This window comes from Psychrobacter cryohalolentis K5 (genome assembly GCF_000013905.1).
GTDB classification, from domain to species: domain Bacteria; phylum Pseudomonadota; class Gammaproteobacteria; order Pseudomonadales; family Moraxellaceae; genus Psychrobacter; species Psychrobacter cryohalolentis.
Genome location: NC_007969.1, coordinates 1425181 through 1443051 on the forward strand (window position 1 = coordinate 1425181; position 17871 = coordinate 1443051).

The 17871-nt window shown below is 41.3% G+C and carries 13 protein-coding genes; 6 read left to right on the forward strand and 7 right to left on the reverse strand.

Features of this window, described 5'->3' with window-relative positions; translation table 11 throughout:
- Positions 1-18: 18 nt before the first annotated feature.
- Positions 19-1581 (reverse strand): glycosyltransferase family 2 protein, encoded by a 1563-nt coding sequence (locus PCRYO_RS06050; RefSeq protein WP_041753081.1) that lies wholly within the window; start codon positions 1579-1581, stop codon positions 19-21.
- Positions 1582-1886: 305 nt separating this feature from the next.
- On the opposite strand from PCRYO_RS06050, the gene PCRYO_RS06055 reads away from it, so the two are divergent.
- Positions 1887-3008 carry a glycosyltransferase gene (locus tag PCRYO_RS06055; protein WP_011513513.1) on the forward strand — a complete coding sequence of 374 codons (1122 nt, stop codon included), beginning with the start codon at positions 1887-1889 and terminating at the stop codon, positions 3006-3008.
- Here the strand turns inward: PCRYO_RS06055 and PCRYO_RS06060 are convergent.
- The 4 genes from PCRYO_RS06060 to aspS all read right to left on the reverse strand — a co-directional run bounded on the left by PCRYO_RS06060 (position 3001) and on the right by aspS (position 7630).
- The gene (locus tag PCRYO_RS06060) at positions 3001-3843 is read right to left on the reverse strand and encodes a hypothetical protein (protein ID WP_011513514.1); all 843 of its coding nucleotides are present in this window, start codon (positions 3841-3843) and stop codon (positions 3001-3003) included. The two genes, PCRYO_RS06055 and PCRYO_RS06060, sit on opposite strands and share 8 nt — an antisense overlap.
- A gap of 60 nt (positions 3844-3903) precedes the next feature.
- Positions 3904-4704: a hypothetical protein gene (locus PCRYO_RS06065; RefSeq protein WP_011513515.1), complete on the reverse strand. Its 801-nt coding sequence runs from the start codon at positions 4702-4704 to the stop codon at positions 3904-3906.
- A 105-nt stretch (positions 4705-4809) separates the two neighbouring features.
- Positions 4810-5736, reverse strand: coding sequence for a lysophospholipid acyltransferase family protein (locus PCRYO_RS06070; RefSeq protein ID WP_011513516.1), 927 nt, complete (start codon positions 5734-5736; stop codon positions 4810-4812).
- Positions 5737-5803: 67 nt separating this feature from the next.
- Positions 5804-7630 carry an aspartate--tRNA ligase gene (aspS, locus tag PCRYO_RS06075; RefSeq protein WP_011513517.1) on the reverse strand — a complete coding sequence of 609 codons (1827 nt, stop codon included), beginning with the start codon at positions 7628-7630 and terminating at the stop codon, positions 5804-5806.
- 363 nt (positions 7631-7993) lie between these two features.
- Here aspS and sohB point away from each other — a divergent pair, with 363 nt between their 5' ends.
- From sohB to PCRYO_RS06100, 5 genes are all read left to right on the forward strand, one after another.
- Positions 7994-8974 carry a protease SohB gene (sohB, locus tag PCRYO_RS06080; RefSeq protein WP_011513518.1) on the forward strand — a complete coding sequence of 327 codons (981 nt, stop codon included), beginning with the start codon at positions 7994-7996 and terminating at the stop codon, positions 8972-8974.
- A gap of 247 nt (positions 8975-9221) precedes the next feature.
- Entirely contained in the window at positions 9222-10472 is a 1251-nt protein-coding gene (locus PCRYO_RS06085) for an acyl-CoA dehydrogenase family protein (protein ID WP_041753479.1), read from the forward strand.
- Between the two features lie 145 nt (positions 10473-10617).
- Complete coding sequence (locus PCRYO_RS06090) at positions 10618-11907, forward strand: phosphotransferase family protein (protein ID WP_011513520.1); 1290 nt, start codon at positions 10618-10620, stop codon at positions 11905-11907.
- 62 nt (positions 11908-11969) lie between these two features.
- Complete coding sequence (locus tag PCRYO_RS06095; protein WP_011513521.1) at positions 11970-12722, forward strand: histidine phosphatase family protein; 753 nt, start codon at positions 11970-11972, stop codon at positions 12720-12722.
- 138 nt (positions 12723-12860) lie between these two features.
- Positions 12861-13730, forward strand: a complete 870-nt coding sequence (locus PCRYO_RS06100) for an SDR family oxidoreductase (protein ID WP_020443390.1) — start codon at positions 12861-12863, stop codon at positions 13728-13730.
- 101 nt (positions 13731-13831) lie between these two features.
- Here the strand turns inward: PCRYO_RS06100 and PCRYO_RS06105 are convergent, their stop codons facing one another.
- Positions 13832-15532 carry a long-chain-fatty-acid--CoA ligase gene (locus PCRYO_RS06105; protein ID WP_011513523.1) on the reverse strand — a complete coding sequence of 567 codons (1701 nt, stop codon included), beginning with the start codon at positions 15530-15532 and terminating at the stop codon, positions 13832-13834.
- A 563-nt stretch (positions 15533-16095) separates the two neighbouring features.
- The gene (locus PCRYO_RS06110; protein ID WP_011513524.1) at positions 16096-17793 is read right to left on the reverse strand and encodes a long-chain-fatty-acid--CoA ligase; all 1698 of its coding nucleotides are present in this window, start codon (positions 17791-17793) and stop codon (positions 16096-16098) included.
- Between the last annotated feature and the right edge of the window lie 78 nt (positions 17794-17871).

The following is a 17871-nucleotide window of genomic DNA, read 5'->3' on the forward strand; positions in this document are numbered from 1 at the left end:
AGTTTATAATTAATTGAACTATTTCTCCTGATTCATCTGCCAAAGCATTATATATTTATCCATTGTGTAGCCTAATGAGGCGAAAGCCAAAATATAGCCATAAGCCCCGCCTAATATGTCAGCACGCATGATGTATTCACGAAAGAAAGAAAACCAAGAACGTAATAACATGCCTAAAAGCGTTACCTTTTTACCTTTATGATGTTTTTCTCTTGCCCAATCATGACTGTAGCGCACATTTTTCATCAAAAAATGGTGTAAATTATCATTGGTAATATGCAATAGATAACCTTTCAATACCTCACTTGGAACGCCTTTTTGATCTAACGATTCATGAACGTCTAAATTAGAATATTTAAATAAGCTATTGGCATATAATCGTGCCAGTTTATCCGTATACCATATTCGTTTCTGTACTTCGACGCCGCAAAACTGATTGACTCGAGCCACATTAAATACTCTATCAGTCTGTAGCGGCTCATTTAACAACATAGCAATAGAATGTCTTAAATCATTCTCTAGACGTTCGTCTGCATCTAGTACTAAGACATAATCACAAGTAGCATAAGATTGTGCCAACTGTCGCTGTTTGCCGAAGCCTTGCCACTGCTCATTGACGTACCATTTAGCACCATACTGTAGGGCAATAGCTTTAGTGTCATCTGTGCTACCAGAATCCAAAATAATGATTTCATCTACAATATCTTGTACCGTTTTTAAACATGCTTCTAAATGCTTGCCTTCATTTTTTACAATCATTACTAAAGACAAGCTGCTTTGTTTTTTCGATACGTCTACTGGCTGTAAGTTTTCAGCTATTTCCAACGATTTTATAAATGCTTGCTCTGTTTTATTGTATGTTAGGTCATATAAAATAGCGTATTTATTAAAGGTATACTGCATAAATAGCAGCGAATATATGAGTCCGTATTTGCCTTTTAAGAAGCGTCCATCTATTAGGTACTGCTTAATAAATGCCCAAATTGGATTGAAAATAACTTTATAAAAGCTAATTTTTCTACCTTTTTTATGGCGATCCTCAGCCCACGCCTTAGCATAATCTAAACGTTTTTGTAGCCAAAATAGTGGCGTTTCGGCTGTATGATGGCGCATAAACCCATCTAATGTCTTGGTAATAGCATTATGTAAGACGACAGATTCATGGACTAGATTTTCATTATAATAAAAGTGACAGGGATATAGACGCCAGTGTGCTTTTATTGCCCAATAGCTAGGGTCAATTTCGTGCCCAAAAATACAATCAATACGCTTAATACCATAGACTGTACTATCAGGTTTTTGTGTGATGATCTTTAGTATACTTTCTTTAAGCTGAGGAGTAACTTCTTCATCAGCATCTAATGCAAAAATCCAATCACCGGTCGCACATGACTGTGCCAATTGACGTTGTTTGCCAAATCCTTGCCAATCTGTATTCACATACCATGTTCCGCCATATTGCTCTACGAGCTGACGGCTATTATCGGTGCTGCCTGAGTCTAATACGATGATTTCATCAGCCAATCCTTGCAGAGAAGGTAAGGTAATAGCAAGGTTTTTGGCTTCATTTTTAACTATCATTACTACTGATAAGCGGTATGACCTAATATTTTTTACATGATTCACACCATATGCTCCTGTAGATAGTGATTTAGATTTGCATCAAAATAAGGGCTAATACCCTAAAAAATGGTAGCCTACAGTTTAATTAGACAATAACAAATGTATTAGCGAATGAATAAAAAAATGTTTTAATAGATGCTTGTTCGTAATATAAAAATAGAGGAGACTAGCATACAAAGGTAGAGCGCTGCAATATTAAACAATTATTTTACGGCTATTTATTATACCAAAATAGGCATCACAAGTATGAAAGACGGGTTACTATGATAACTAGCAATAAACCAACTATTTTACTAATATTAAAAGCGTTAGAAGGGCGCGGTGCAGAACGTATGGTCACGACATTGGCGCGTGCCTATATAGATATGGATTATGATGTCCATGTGCTTTCCCTAGAAGATACGACAGATATGTGCTTAGATTCTCGCGTGCATTACCACATCGTTCCTTATAATCAGCCGCTTTTTAATATAGAAACTGAGCAAGCCACCGCTTATAAAGAGGTTGCAGCGCGCATTGATGAATATGTACTAAAAAATATCGGAACACCTAAATTAATCTTGGCCAATATTTACAAGGTTAATTGGATTATGGCATATAGTAAGCTACCAAATATAGTAAACGTATTGCACACCGCAGTGTCCAAACAATTTCAAGAGAAGCTAGCAATCATACCTGCTCAAACCATAAGTCATTTAAAAGTGGTTTACGGTGCTCATCCGTGCAGTTGTGTCAGTGAAGGCGCATGCCAAGATTTATTGACATTAATAGGTAACTTAAATAGAACCACGACAATTTATAACCCATGCGATGTCAGTCAAATTCAGCAATTGGCCAGTGAACATTTTCATATTGAGGAGTTTGGCTTGACTGATAAAGGTTATATTATTCATGTCGCTTCGTTTGACGCTATGAAGGGTCATCGTGATTTACTGCAGGCCTATGCCAAAACAGAGCGCAGACTACCATTGGTTTTGGTAGGTAAAGGTCGACTTGAAGATAAAATAAAACAATTAGCGATTGAGTTAAAAATTGAGAATAAAGTATATTTTTTAGACTTTTATACCAATCCTTATCCGTTGATTGCGGGAGCCGCACTGCTCGTCATGACCTCTAAGTATGAGGGCTTTGGTTATGTTATCGTCGAAGCGCAAGCCTTAAATGTACCTGTTATCAGTACGGATTGCCCCTTTGGTCCAAGAGAGCTGTTAACACAGAAAAACCTAGTTGCTATTGATGATATCGAAGGGTTGGCAACGCTAATAAGTCAGGCATTAGATGATGCGAATCAATTTATAACGCCGTTAAATCAGCAGCTATTACCAAAACACATTGCACAGCAGTATTTAGATTTTTCGCTATCAATAGTAAATGATATTAACTAAAGTCGGAAAGTGATTGAGAGATAGGAGAGTGATTGGTAACACGCACGCCATATTGTTGATAGGTTTTGGCTAATAAATTAAATGACGGTACAATAGTATTGCTGATGACATTATTTAGCGTCGTGGGCGCGCTACGCTCTCTATCTTCATAAAAACGCGGCTCGCTACTATTAAGTAGATCAACACCATATAAATGCAGTGCGTTTGCACCACGGGAGAAAGCCAGCTGCGTTGCTACATAAGCCACTGTTCCAGCTTCTACAAAGCCGTAAGTGATGTCTAAGGACAGCCCGATAGGTGATGGCTGATGATAGCTATCGATAACAAATTTAGCATGCTTAGCAAATGCTGATAGTGGTGTTTTTCTATTGAGCGCTTGGTGTCGTGACTCCTTACCTAGCAGTAAAAGACTAAATTCTGAATCATTTCCTTTAACACCCCACGGTCTGTCAACAAGATAGATAATACGCATCTTATGATGATATTTTTTTATGATTTCAGGATGGGCACTGACCAATGCTTCTAATACTGCCAAGGTGGCATATAAGGGCTGACCGGTGTAGTATTTGTTTAATATATCGGGCTGATGGAGGATAAAACGTGCATCACTAATGACATAACCGACGACTTTGGTAAAGCTATACTGAGCGGTGAGACTAATACTACCATTAATAAAAATCGTGGCTGTATCTAGTAAAGGTATAAAATCTACCTCAGCAATAGAGGGACCTGAAGCAATGATATTGACAGCTTGTCGGTCAAGGTTTTGTTGATTTTCTTTTGCGTTAAATGCGTAAATAGGGAACGGCTGATTACCAACCTCAAACTCAATCATAGGAGGTAATCCCAATTTCAACTCCAGATATTTTAAAGTAATGTTGGTTTGATGATTAAATTATATCCAATATTCTTTGAGCCAAGGGCTCGGCTTCACATGACGATACCATTTACCGCTACCGCCATTGATGGCATCCGGTGGATTAATCTCACCATGGAAAATAACGATTTTAGCATCATTTGGCAGAGTAGGTGCCCGTACTAGATTAAAAGGAATAGGTGCAATACACTGATATTTAAAGCTAACACACCAGTCTTTGTCCCAATACTCTAAATGATGATGCTCACGTAAATAATTGGACAGATATGCTTGCTCATGACGAACTTGAGTACGAATAGTTTCAAAATTACGTTCAAAATTTGCGAGCAAATCAGGATAAGTATCCATACCGATATTGAAGCGGTATACCGAGCTATTGCCAATCATCCGCCAAGGTTTTTTCCAGTCACGAATGATGACGACGCTATCTTCATGCTCAGCTTTATAAGTGAAAAAGCCGTCAATATTATCAACGATAACGATATCGATATCTAAAAATAAGGCAACGCCTTTTAAATCGTAAAGCTCGGGCTTAAAAGTCGTGAGCTTTTTCCAGCCACGCTCAGGTCCTGCAGGTAGATTGAGCTCAGGGATAGGGTGGCAGATAACAGCAGGATCGATACCAGTACTGTCATCAGTTAAGCAAACCATCTGAAAATCTAAAGTTAGGTTACGATGCACCATGTTATAAAGACGGTTAACATATTCAGCACCATATTTATCACCCCATTTCATACAAATGATATAACGCTGATCAGAGTTTTTACTATCTGTTGGCGTTTGATTGGTTGGTAAATTTTGATTCATGTCAGTTGCCATAGTGCACTCATATTTATATAAATAAGGGGCTAACTTTTAAAAAATTGATAAACAACACTAAAATTGAGAGTCTATCAGTAGCGTACGGATTTCACTGTATCGATTTTATTTATTATCGACACTAGGATGATGTGCGCGAATAAATGCGGCTAGATTGGCTTTATTAGTGTTGTAAGGGTTGTCTATCATAGGGATATGCTTAAAGCGTCGATAACCCCACATATAATGACTGTAATTGTCTTCAATCATACGTTGCATTGCTAGATTGAGTGCATAAGCTGCCGTTTCAGTATTGCGATCATATAATGCTGGGTCATCGAGTTTATAGCAATAAATATCAAAGCCATGCCCATCGTCGCGGCGAATACATGCCAATCCGACCAGTGCGCATTTGGTTTTACTAGCCAGTTTGGAGGCGAGTGTACTGGTCAACGTTTCAATGCCAAAAAAAGGCACGATGACACCGCCTGATGGGTCAGGAACGTGGTCAGGTAAGACAATACTAAAACCACCTTGTTTGAGTGTTTTAAATACTGCTTTTACACCGCTACCATCCGTCGGTACTAATGTCGCATTGAGGCGGGCACGACCTTGCAATATAAAATTGTTGGTAATGTCACCTTTTACGGGCTTATACATGATGGTTGGCGAGCCAAATTGATTGAGCCAAGCATTCATCATCTCCCACGTACCCAAATGCGGTACGATCGCGAGCATGCCGTTAGGACTAGCAAGTCCATCAAGTAAGATGTCTTTATTATGAACGTCACGAATTTGAGCGATACTCCAATCAGGTGGCATCGCCCAGCTTTTGATTGACTCAATGCTGGTTAAACATTGATGATAGATAATCTCTTTGGTTAAGGCTTGTTTTTGCAGGTGAGATAACGTAGGGGCAATCAGTGCCATATTGATTTTAACTGTGCGCATGATACTAGCGCTTGGCATCCTTAAGATTATCCACGCCACAAAACGTGCCAGCATCTGCAAGACAGACAGTGGCACGATTTTGAAAATATGATACGGATTCATGACCATTCACACAGTAATGAATCACATAACAGGCACTGTAAAAAATAGCTTCGCATGATCAGACTATTTATTCAGCAGACTTACTGGTGTCAGCTTGTACTTTTTCACGGACACGGATACCAAGCTCACGTAGCTGCTTAGTATTCACCTCAGCCGGTGCTTGCGTCAATGGACATTCAGCAGTTTTGGTTTTTGGGAAGGCAATCACGTCACGGATAGAGCTTGCGCCTACCATAAGCATGATTAAGCGGTCCAAACCAAATGCCAAGCCACCATGTGGCGGCGCACCAAATTTTAACGCATCAAGCAAGAAGCCAAATTTGTCTTCTGCTTCCTGATCATCAATACCCAATGCTTCAAATACGGCTGTTTGCATCTCAAGTGTATTGATACGTAAACTACCACCACCCACTTCAGTACCGTTTAATACCATATCATAAGCGATAGAAAGGGCAGATTCAGGATTGGTTTTTAATTCTTCAACCGAACCTTTTGGCTTAGTAAATGGATGATGCATTGAGGTCCAGCGACCATCTTCAGTTTCTTCAAACATCGGAAAGTCAGTTACCCAAAGTGGTGCCCACTCACAAGTGGTCATTTCTAAATCTAAACCAATCTTTTGACGTAGGGCGCCGATGGCATCATTGACCACACTGGCTTTATCCGCACCAAAGAAGATAATATCGTTGCTTTCTGCACCAGTACGCTCAATCAGGCTTACCAATACATCATCAGTCATATTCTTAATGATAGGAGACTGTAGACCAGATTCTTTATCCACGCCGTTATTGATGTTGCTGGCATCGTTGACTTTAATATAAGCCAAACCACGTGCACCATAGATACTAACGAATTTGGTATACGCATCGATTTGTTTACGGCTTAATGAAGCACCGCCTGGTATACGTAGGGCAGCAACACGACCTTTAGGATCGTTAGCAGGACCGGCAAACACTTTAAAATCAACGTCTTTCATTAAGTCTGCAACGTCAATCAATTTAAGCGGAATACGTAGGTCAGGCTTGTCTGAGGCATAATCACGCATGGCTTCAGCATAAGTCATACGTGGGAACTGTTCAAATTCAACGTCCATCATCGTCTTAAAGACATGCTTAATCAGACCTTCGTTGATATTCATGATTTCTTCTTCATTTAAGAAAGAAGTCTCAATATCGACTTGGGTAAATTCAGGCTGACGATCCGCACGTAAATCTTCATCACGGAAGCACTTAGCGATTTGATAATAGCGGTCAAAACCTGCGACCATCAATAACTGTTTAAACAGCTGTGGCGACTGCGGTAAGGCAAAGAAGTTACCCGGACGCGTACGTGAAGGCACAAGATAATCACGAGCACCTTCTGGCGTTGCACGAGTCAAGATAGGGGTTTCTACATCTAAAAAGCCATGGTCATCTAAATAACGACGAATCGCTGAGGTAGCTTTAGCACGGAATACCATACGATCTTGCATTTGTGGACGGCGCATATCAAGATAGCGATATTTGAGACGTAGATCTTCTGATACCGTACTTTTCTCATCATTCAATGGGAATGGCGGGGTTTCAGATTTTGCCAGCACTTCAATTTCTTTGGCCAACAGCTCGATATGACCACTGGTCATATTTGCGTTTTCAGTGCCCGCGTAGCGTTGACGGACACGACCTGTGATTTTTATTACATATTCAGGACGTACCGCATCAGCAATAGCGAACGCTTCTGGGGTATCAGGATCGACAACGACCTGCAAGATACCAGCGCGGTCACGCATGTCTAAGAAAATCACGCCACCGTGATCGCGACGACGATGTACCCAGCCTACGACACTAATGGTTTGCTCAATTAAGCTTTCGGTTACGGCTCCGCAATATTCGTCTCGGTATTCGCTATGCGTCATAATATAATTATCCAGTTGTCAGCCCAATTCGAAATACAATAATGCAGCCATCGTTGCGCTTCTTTTAGATAATAACTAGTTTAGTTAAAAGAAGCGCAAACAACGCGATTAAGACAAATAGTCATCACGTTGGCTACAGAAAATTTGGTGTAAACGTATATTATGCCTAATCTGCCTTTGTTATACAACCGAATCAGCCCAATCAAAGCTCAGTAAAGATGGCTATAAGCCGTATTTGTGCCGTAACAATTGCATTAGGTTAAATATTGTTCCTCTGCTTGAAAAGATAAGCGCGCGTGCGCATATCAGCCTAACTTATAAAATTACACTAAGACCGTCTTAATCATTTAAGGAATCGTACTCATGCTTTTTAATCCCTCTAAAAACCCTGTTGAGCTAAGAGTTATCCATCTGAATAAAAACCAAGAGCAACGCCGTGAAGACCTGATGGAGGCGACTCAAGGTAAAGCTGCCCTCAAACAATTCAAAAAAACACTGGCTAAAAAAGCAAAACAAGCCCTAAAAGCGAAAACCAAAAATAAGAAAAAAAATAGTGATAGCAAGCAACAAGTTTTTGTACTCGACTTTGATGGCGATATTAAAGCCACTGCTGTTAAACACCTGCGTGAAGAGATTAGCACACTTATCAGCACGGCGAATAAAGGCGATGAAGTGGTGGTGCGTCTAGAGTCTGGTGGCGGCGTAGTACACGGTTATGGTTTAGCCGCCGCACAATTGGCTCGTCTAAAAGATGCCGGTTTGAAACTCACCGTCTGCGTCGATAAGGTCGCAGCCAGTGGTGGCTATATGATGGCCTGCGTAGCGGACAATATTGTAGCTGCACCATTTGCAATTATTGGCTCTATCGGTGTGGTATCACAACTGCCCAATTTTCATAAATGGCTCAAAAACCATGATGTCGATTATGAGATGTTTACGGCTGGTGATTACAAACGTACCGTGACTGTATTTGGTGAAAATGATGATGAAGATCGTGCCAAATATCAAGAAGAGCTAGAGCAAACACATGAGTTGTTTAAGCACTTTGTCAATCGTTACCGCGGTATGCTTGATGTAGATAAAGTCGCAACAGGCGAACATTGGTATGGTGAAGATGCGCTGCATTTGAACTTGGTAGATAAATTACAGACATCAGACAGCTATCTGTTAGAGCGTATGGAAAACAACGAAGTATATGCGCTGCATTCACGTCAAAAGCCAACACTGGCAGAAAAACTAGGGCTATCACAAGCTGCAGAGGCGACCATCAGTATGGCGGTTGATAAGCTGCCAGATGCACTAGCACGATTTGACCTTAATAGTCGTTTAAATATCTTAAAGTAGTTTTAAGTATTAAGAGACTAGTGCATAGCTGATCTTTAAAGTTCTAACCTGAATTCGTGCATTGTTTGTATTTTGTAAAAGGCGTGTCCTAACGGGTCGCGCCTTTTTGCTGTTTAAAAATAATCGCTGTGTTATAAATGGTAAATACGATACAGAGTTTACGTACGTACACTATGAAGTTTTTTATAAAAATGTGATTGAGATAATTAATAAGGATAGGGAAATCATTATGTCTAGCAATGCCTTGATGTTTACAGCGACAGAACATGGTCAAGCCATGCATGCCCAAGTACAAGCATTTATCGAAACCCATATTGAGCCCATTGAAGCGCAGTTTTGGGCAGATTGTCATCAGCAAAATCCTGATGGTAATTGGAAAAATTGGCAGTGGCCAGAAAAGTATGAGAGCTTACGTAAGCAAGCACGTGAAGCTGACCTGTGGAATTTATTTTTGCCGGATGACATCCTAGGTGCTGGCCTTTCGGTTACCGATTATGCACCGATTGCAGAGTTGACAGGCCGCAGTTTATTAGCGCCTTACGTGTTTAACTGCAATGCCCCTGATAGTGGCAATATGGAGCTGTTGTGGCGTTATGGTACACAAGAGCAGCAAGATAAATGGCTGACGCCAATCTTGGAAGGTAAAACGCGTTCGGTATTTTGTATGACTGAGCCTGAGGTGGCATCCAGTGATGCGACCAACATGCAGGCGACTGCGGTTGTCAATGGCGATGAGATTATTATCAATGGCAGTAAATGGTGGTCATCAGGTCTGGGTGACCCAGCAGTTGATATTTTGATTGTGATGGCATACACCCCTGATGAAACTAAAGACCGTCATCATCAGCATTCGATGGTATTGGTTCCAGCAAAAACTGCAGGCGTCAATATCGAGCGCATGCTAAAAGTATTTGGCGATTATGATGCGCCGCATGGTCATGGTGAAGTCAGCTTTAATGATGTACGTGTACCCGTTAGCCACTTTATCGGTGGCCCAGGTATGGGCTTTGAGATTGCGCAAGGTCGCTTAGGGCCAGGTCGCATTCATCATTGCATGCGTTGTATTGGCGCTGCTGAAAAGTCGCTAGAGCTGGCTGTAAAACGCGGTATGGAGCGTACGGCTTTTGGTAAGCCATTACTACAACTAGGTGGTAACTTTGAGCGTATTGCTGAGGCTCGTATTAAAATTGATCAAGCGCGTTTATTGACATTATATGCAGCGCAAAAAATGGACGCGCAAGGCACCAAAGCGGCACTCACTGAAATTTCTGCTATTAAAGTAGTTGCGCCAACCGTGCTACAAGAAGTAGTCGATATGGCGATTCAAATCCATGGTGGCATGGGCGTTTGCCAAGATACGATGCTGCCGAGTTTCTTTGCTCAAGCACGAGCGCTGCGCTTAGCCGATGGTCCTGATGAAGTGCATAAAACCATGATTGCGAAACTTGAGCTAAAGCGTCAAGGTTTTAGTCGTTCGTCGAAACCTGCTAAATCTTAAGGTAACTTAGATTTGTATTTATAACTAATACAAAACAAGCTCAATGGCGACCATAACTATAAATCCACTATCAATCATTTGATAGTGGATTCTTCACCCCTAAATAATCAATAAAAATAACTGACCACACGATAAGGACTGTCTTATGGCAACTGCTAATCAGAGCAATAATACGGATAAAGAAGTAGCTAATAAAATCTTAGATAAAGGTGGCGAGGTTCGTGAGGGCGAAGAGCTTGACGCCAAAGCGGTTAGTAACTGGCTACGCGCCCAAGGAATCGATGTAGCAGGCGAGCCAACGGTTACCCAATTCTCAGGCGGAGCATCAAACTGGACTTATCGTCTGCAATATGAAGGCGAAGGTAACGCTGAAAGTAAAAGCCAAGATTTAATCTTACGCCGTCCGCCAAAAGGCACTAAAGCCAAATCAGCACATGATATGGTGCGCGAATACACTGTCCAAAAATCCTTAAAGGATGCTTATCCTTACGTACCTAAAATGGTCGCGCTATGTACGGATGAGTCCGTCATCGGTGCCGATTTCTATGTCATGGAGCGTATGGAAGGTATCATTCCTCGTGCCAATTTGCCAAAAGGGATTGATTTAAACGAAGAGCAAACGCGTGCATTATGTACCAATGTTATCGATGCTTTAGTTGAGCTGCACCAAGTAGATTATAAAGCGCATCCTGATTTAGTGAATCTTGGGCGTGGCGAAGGTTATTGCGAGCGCCAAGTAACAGGTTGGGATAAGCGTTATGTCAAAGCCAAAACACCTAACGTCCCAAGTTTTGCATTGGTACGTCAATGGCTTGGCAAGCATACGCCTGCTGATAGTAAGACTTGCCTGATTCACAATGATTGGCGTTTTGACAACGTCATTTTAGATGCCGCAGATCCAACTAAGGTTATCGGTGTACTTGATTGGGAAATGGCCACCTTGGGTGATCCTTTGATGGATTTGGGTAGCGCCTTGGCTTACTGGATTGAAGAAGATGACAACATCATCATGCAGCAGTCACGCCGTCAGCCCACGCATTTAGAAGGCATGATGACCCGTGATGAAGTGGTGGATTACTATCTTAAACAATCAGGTTTAGAGATAGATAATTGGACGTTTTATGAGGTGTTTGGTTTATTCCGTCTAGCAGGTATTGTCCAGCAAATTTATTACCGCTACTATCATAAACAAACAACCAATCCGGCATTTAAGAATTTTTGGCTTATCGTTCATGTATTGCATGCAAAATCTCTGAAGTTGATAGCACAGTATGAAGGTGAGGCGTTATTTAATACTCATGTGCAGCCGCATTTGCAAGATATGGGCGTCGATGCTGCCACCATTGAGCAATTACCAGCGCCTGTACAAAAAGTTATTAAAGGTATTTTACCAAAAGGCTATTTTGCTAAGTCGCCGCAATCAACAGCTGAGTAATTTTTTAGCAAGTAAAATGTTTGAAATCAGCATATTGAAACTATGATAAAAGGCAGTATTTTATGACAACCATTCTTCTGGCACGTCATGGCCAGGCATCCTTTGGACAAGAAAATTACGATCAGCTGTCAGAGCTAGGTGGTATCCAAGCGCAAATGCTCGGCCAGCATTATGCAACGACCCAGCGCCGAATCGATGCTATTTTTACGGGGAGTTTGGTCAGGCAACAAGATTCTGCACATCATTTTTGGCAGCGTTATCAGTCATTTGCTGATACCGATAGCTCTAACAAGCCTGCAATCGATATGAGTGCGCCGGATAGCTATGTACTGCCACAATTTGATGAATTTAATCATAAAGATGTTTTTGTTAAATCAGATCCAGCATTCAGCACTCGAGCATCAATTGCAGCTGAGATTGCTAAAGCGGATGTACCGATGACACGTTTGGCTGAGTTATTCGATAACGCGATGCAGCGCTGGCATGGTGGTGATTATGATCAAGATTATATAGAAAGCTGGTCGCAGTTTAATGAGCGAGCTAAGCAAGCGCTTGAGCAAATACGTATACAGATGACAACGCTAAATTTAAATCGTGATAGTACGGTATTGGTATTTACTTCAGGCGGCATTATTGCGGCTATTACCGCGCAGTTATTACAACAAGGCAGTCAGACTGCGTATCAAATCAATAAAAGCTTGGTTAATACGGGCGTGACATCTATTACTTTAAAAGAGCAGAATTCACGTTTACTGTCATTAAATGAGTATAGTCATTTATTCGCTGATGGTAAGCGTTTTGTGACATGGCGATAATTCATGATTGGTTGCTAAAACCTTGTTATAGAAAGTCTGTAGTGGCTGGCTACTAGCGCAGATAACACCAAAGCCACATAGACAGTTGGAAGGGTTTACGTTATCTTGAAGTTATCATTGATACATAAGAGAATGTCCATGCAAAATAAATTACTGAGCCTAGTGGCAAAAAAAGCCACCAAAAGTAAAAATCAATTATTTGGCGCGGTTCAACCAGCACGTTATTTAAAAGGTTTAAATAAACAGCAGATTGGTCGTGGCAAAACGGTTTTAATCACGGGTGCCAGCTCAGGGTTGGGCGAGGGCATGGCGAGATTGTTTGCTAAGCTTGGATACAACCTTGCTATTTGTGCGCGTCGTACGGATCGTTTAGAGAGTCTACAAATAGAGCTGATGGCACAATATCCTGATATTCGTATCGAGTATCGAGTGCTAGACGTTAGTGATTATGATGCGATTTTTGAAGTGTTTGATGCCTTCACGGCTGACTTTGGTCATATTGATCGTGTTGTGGTCAATGCAGGCATTGGCGAGAGCCGCCGTATTGGTAAAGGACGCTTTGATACCAACCGCCGTACGGTTGAAGTTAACTTTATCTCAGCGCTCGCGCAGTGTGAAGCAGCGATGAGTATCTTTCGCGCACAAAATAGCGGCCATTTGGTCGTGATATCTAGTATGTCAGCGATGCGTGGATTACCTAAGCACTTGACTGCCTATGGTGCGAGTAAAGCAGGTTTGGCACATTTGGCAGAGGGCATCCGTGCTGATATGCTATTGACCAAACTGCCGATCAAAGTCTCTACTATTTATCCAGGCTATATCCGTACTGAAATCAATGAAAATGCCAAGCCATTACCGTTTGAAGTAGATGCAGATACGGGCACCAAATCCATCGTTGCAGCGATTGAAGCTGAGGTTGATGAAGCTTGTGTACCCAGTCTACCATGGTCTATCGTCGGTCAAGCAATGAAGCACTTGCCATTGCAGGTGGTCAATAAAGTCAGTTAGTACAAGCGACATTAATAATATCAAGACCAATAAAAGAATCCCTCTATATCAGCATATAGAGGGATTCTTTTATTGGTCTTAATGTGTACAGATTTTAGAAGTTATAACATATGAGGGTTATCTGCCATGTGTTTTTCACGCAGTTTTTGACGCAATATTTTACCCACATTACTCTTTGGCAACTCACTCACAAATTCAATATGACGCGGGCATTTGTAGCCAGTCAAATTGTCCAAGGCAAATTCTTTAATATCACTCTTGGTAACATTGTTATCAGCAGGAACGATATAAATTTTGACCGCTTCGCCTTGATGCTCATCAGAAATGCCAATCACTGCGCAATCAATAATACCTTTGCAATCTAGCATAACTGACTCAATCTCATTCGGAAAGACGTTAAATCCTGATACCAAAATCATGTCTTTTTTGCGATCAAGTAAAGTGATATAGCCTTTTTCGTCCATACTAATGATATCACCAGTACGGAAGTAACCCTCTTTAGTAAAGTCGTTGGTGTTGTCTTTATTAAAATAGCCTGAGGTGATATTTGGTCCCTTAATGCACATTTCACCAGACTGATTAAAACCTACGGTCTCGCCATTATCATCGACCACAATTACATCGACACTAGGTACAGGAATGCCAATAGTGCCATTGAACTTGCGATCAGTAATGACGTTAGCAGTACCTGCTGCAACCCCTTCAGTCATACCCCAACCCTCAACCATCGGGCAACCAGTGACTTCTAACCAGCGCGCTGCCGTCTGCTCAGTCGCTGCCATACCGCCTGCTTGTGAGATACGTAATGCGCTAAAATCTAAGTTTTTAAAGGTTGGTTGATCAAGTAGCCCTTTAAACAAGGTATTGACGGCAGGAAAAATATGGAAGGGCTGTTTTGATAAGGTTTTGACAAATCCAGGCATGTCTCGTGGATTAGGTATTAATATAAAAGTATAACCCGAACGCATACCTAGCAAGCTCAGCATAAAGGCAAATATATGATATAGCGGCAATGCCATCACCATATTAATGTACACCTCATTAATTTCAGAGGTAACAGGGCGATACCATGCTTCTGATTGCATGGCAGCAGCGACAACGTTACGCTGAGTTAAGATAGCGCCTTTAGATAGGCCTGTTGTACCACCGGTATATTGTAAAATAGCTTTTTGTTGCAGTGAGGTTTTTGGTGTTTGAAAAGGCAGATTTTTGCCTTTTTTAAGCACATCAGGGAATTTAGTAACATTATACTTAGGGTCATTCAGGTTGTACTTAGGCACTAAGCGTTTGACCTGACGAATAACAGTGTTGACCAAAATACCCTTTAGTCCCATCATATCGCCCATTTTCGATAGGACAATACGTTTGATGTTCGTCTCTTCAATGACTTGCTCAAGTGCTTGAGCAAAGTTATCGACGACAAAAATAACCTGAGCGCCTGAATCATTGAGTTGATGACGTAGCTCACGACCAGTATATAGTGGGTTGATAGGGGTGCAAACATAGCCGGCGCGCAATATACCGATCATCGTCGGTAAGTATTGCGGCACGTTTGGCATCATGACTGCCACTACGCTACCTTTGGGGATATCTTGTGCTTGCAACCAAGCAGCGACAGCAAGAGACGCTTTGTCCACGTCTCCATAAGTATGAGAAACGCCCATACAGATGGTCATAGGATGCATACGGAAGCGGTCAAAACACTCTTCATACAACTCGATGAGACTTTCATACTGATCAGGATTAATAGTCTTGGGTACGTTTGCTGGATATTGAGCAAGCCAAGGTTTATCTGTTGTCATACTAAGCGTCCTTAAATTTGCGATCAGTTAAGGCTCTATACAAAAGTAGTCACATCCATGTCAACAATACGAGTCATCGCCAGTTAAGCGGTGGATTGTCGAGTGCTATCCCATTTATTCACAAACTGCTAAAATACGGCGGCCTTTATACAAGGTGATTGAACTAAAAATTCATTTAACCATACAGAAAACTCATCTGAATAGATTAAATGGCTGGTTTGTAATTATTTTTGAAAAATGTACTGCTGTTTAAGGTCAATTAATTGACCTCAGTTAAATATATTACTGATTCAATATTATAAACAATAGCGTAACATATTTCGGCAATACATTAACATAAGTGTAATTGAGTAAGTTATTGCTATAAAAGAACTTGAGAGTTTGTCGTTATACTTGATATATTGAAAAATATATGTTGCAACTAAGAATAGTGAAGCGATTGCAGAGATAAGATAGCATATTAAAAATGCTAATAAATTTTAAAATTGATCGATGGTATGGTTAATAAAAAAGCGCCTTGCATCTAATGCAAGGAGCTCTTGACAATTAAAAGACCGCTTTAATTATAGTTGAGGATTGTCTATCATATGCTTCTCGCGAAGTTTTTGACGTAATACTTTACCGACGTTACTTTTTGGTAGCTCAGTAACAAACTCGATATGTCGTGGACATTTATAACCAGTCATATTGTCTAAAGCAAACTCTTTAATAGAGTTTTTGGTGACATTGTTGTCAGCAGGGACAACATAGATTTTAACCGCTTCACCTTGATTCTCATCAGGGATACCGATGACAGCACAATCGATAATGCCGTCACAATCAAGCATGACCGACTCGATCTCATTTGGAAATACATTAAATCCTGACACCAAAATCATGTCTTTTTTACGGTCTAATAGTCTAAAGTAGCCTTTCTCGTCCATGCTGACGATATCGCCAGTGCGAAAGTAGCCATCTTTGGTAAAGTCATCACTACTGTCTCTATTTAGATAACCTGAGGTGACGTTAGGTCCTTTGACACACATCTCGCCTGCTTGATTGGCACCGACAGGGTTGCCCTCGTCATCGATAATAATGACATCAACACTAGGTACAGGGACGCCAATCGTACCATTAAACTTGCGATCAGTGATGACGTTGGCAGTACCAACAGCAACCCCTTCCGTCATTCCCCAACCTTCAATCATAGCGCAGCCTGTCGTCTCAAGCCAGCGTCTTGCTGTTTGCTCAGTCGCTGCCATGCCGCCTGCTTGTGAGATGCGTAATGAGCTAAAATCTAGGTTTTTAAAGTTCGGATTGTCGAGTAAGCCTTTAAATAAGGTATTGACCGCAGGGAAAATATGGAAGGGCTGTTTTGATAATGTCTTAATAAAGCCTGGTATATCACGCGGGTTAGGAACCAATATAAAGGTGTAACCTGCACGCATACCCAGTGAGCTCAGCATAAAGGCAAAAATATGATACAGCGGCAGTGCCATCACCATATTGATATATACCTCATTAATCTCTGAGGTAATAGGGCGAGTCCAAGCTTCTGACTGCATCGCGCCTGCGACAATATTACGCTGAGATAAAATAGCGCCTTTAGAAAGCCCTGTTGTACCACCTGTATATTGCAAAAAGGCGGTTTGACTCAAAGACAGTTTTGGCTTTTGGAACGACAGGTTTTTGCCTTTCTTGAGCACATCAGGGAACTTAGTGACATCGTATTTTGGGTCATTCAGATTATACTTGGGTACCAAGCGTTTGACCTGACGGATAATGGTGTTGACCAATATACCTTTTAGACCCATCATATCGCCCATTTTTGATAGGACAATGTGTTTGATATGGGTTTCTTCAATAACCTGCTCAAGTGCTTGAGCGAAGTTATCGACGACAAAAATAACCTGAGCGCCAGAGTCATTCAATTGATGGCGTAGCTCGCGACCAGTATATAGAGGGTTTACGGGTGTACAGATATAACCAGCCCGCAAAATACCAATCATCGTTGGCAAGTATTGCGGCACGTTTGGCATCATAAGCGCGACTACGCTACCTTGAGGCAGACCTTTTGCCTGTAACCATGCAGCAACCGCCATAGAGGCTTTATCGACATCGTCGTAGGTATGAGTAACGCCCATACAGATGGTCATAGGATGCATGCGAAAGCGATCGAAGCACTCTTCATATAGCTCCATGATACTGCTATATTTGTCTGGATCAATCGTCTTTGGCACACCAATAGGGTAATTTGCAAGCCAAGGTTTATTTGGCGTCATAGTCAGCGTCCTTGAAATATGAGAGAGGTTAAATGTTGCTAGCTAAGCAGTCAGATCCTTGTCAATAAAAAAACAGCG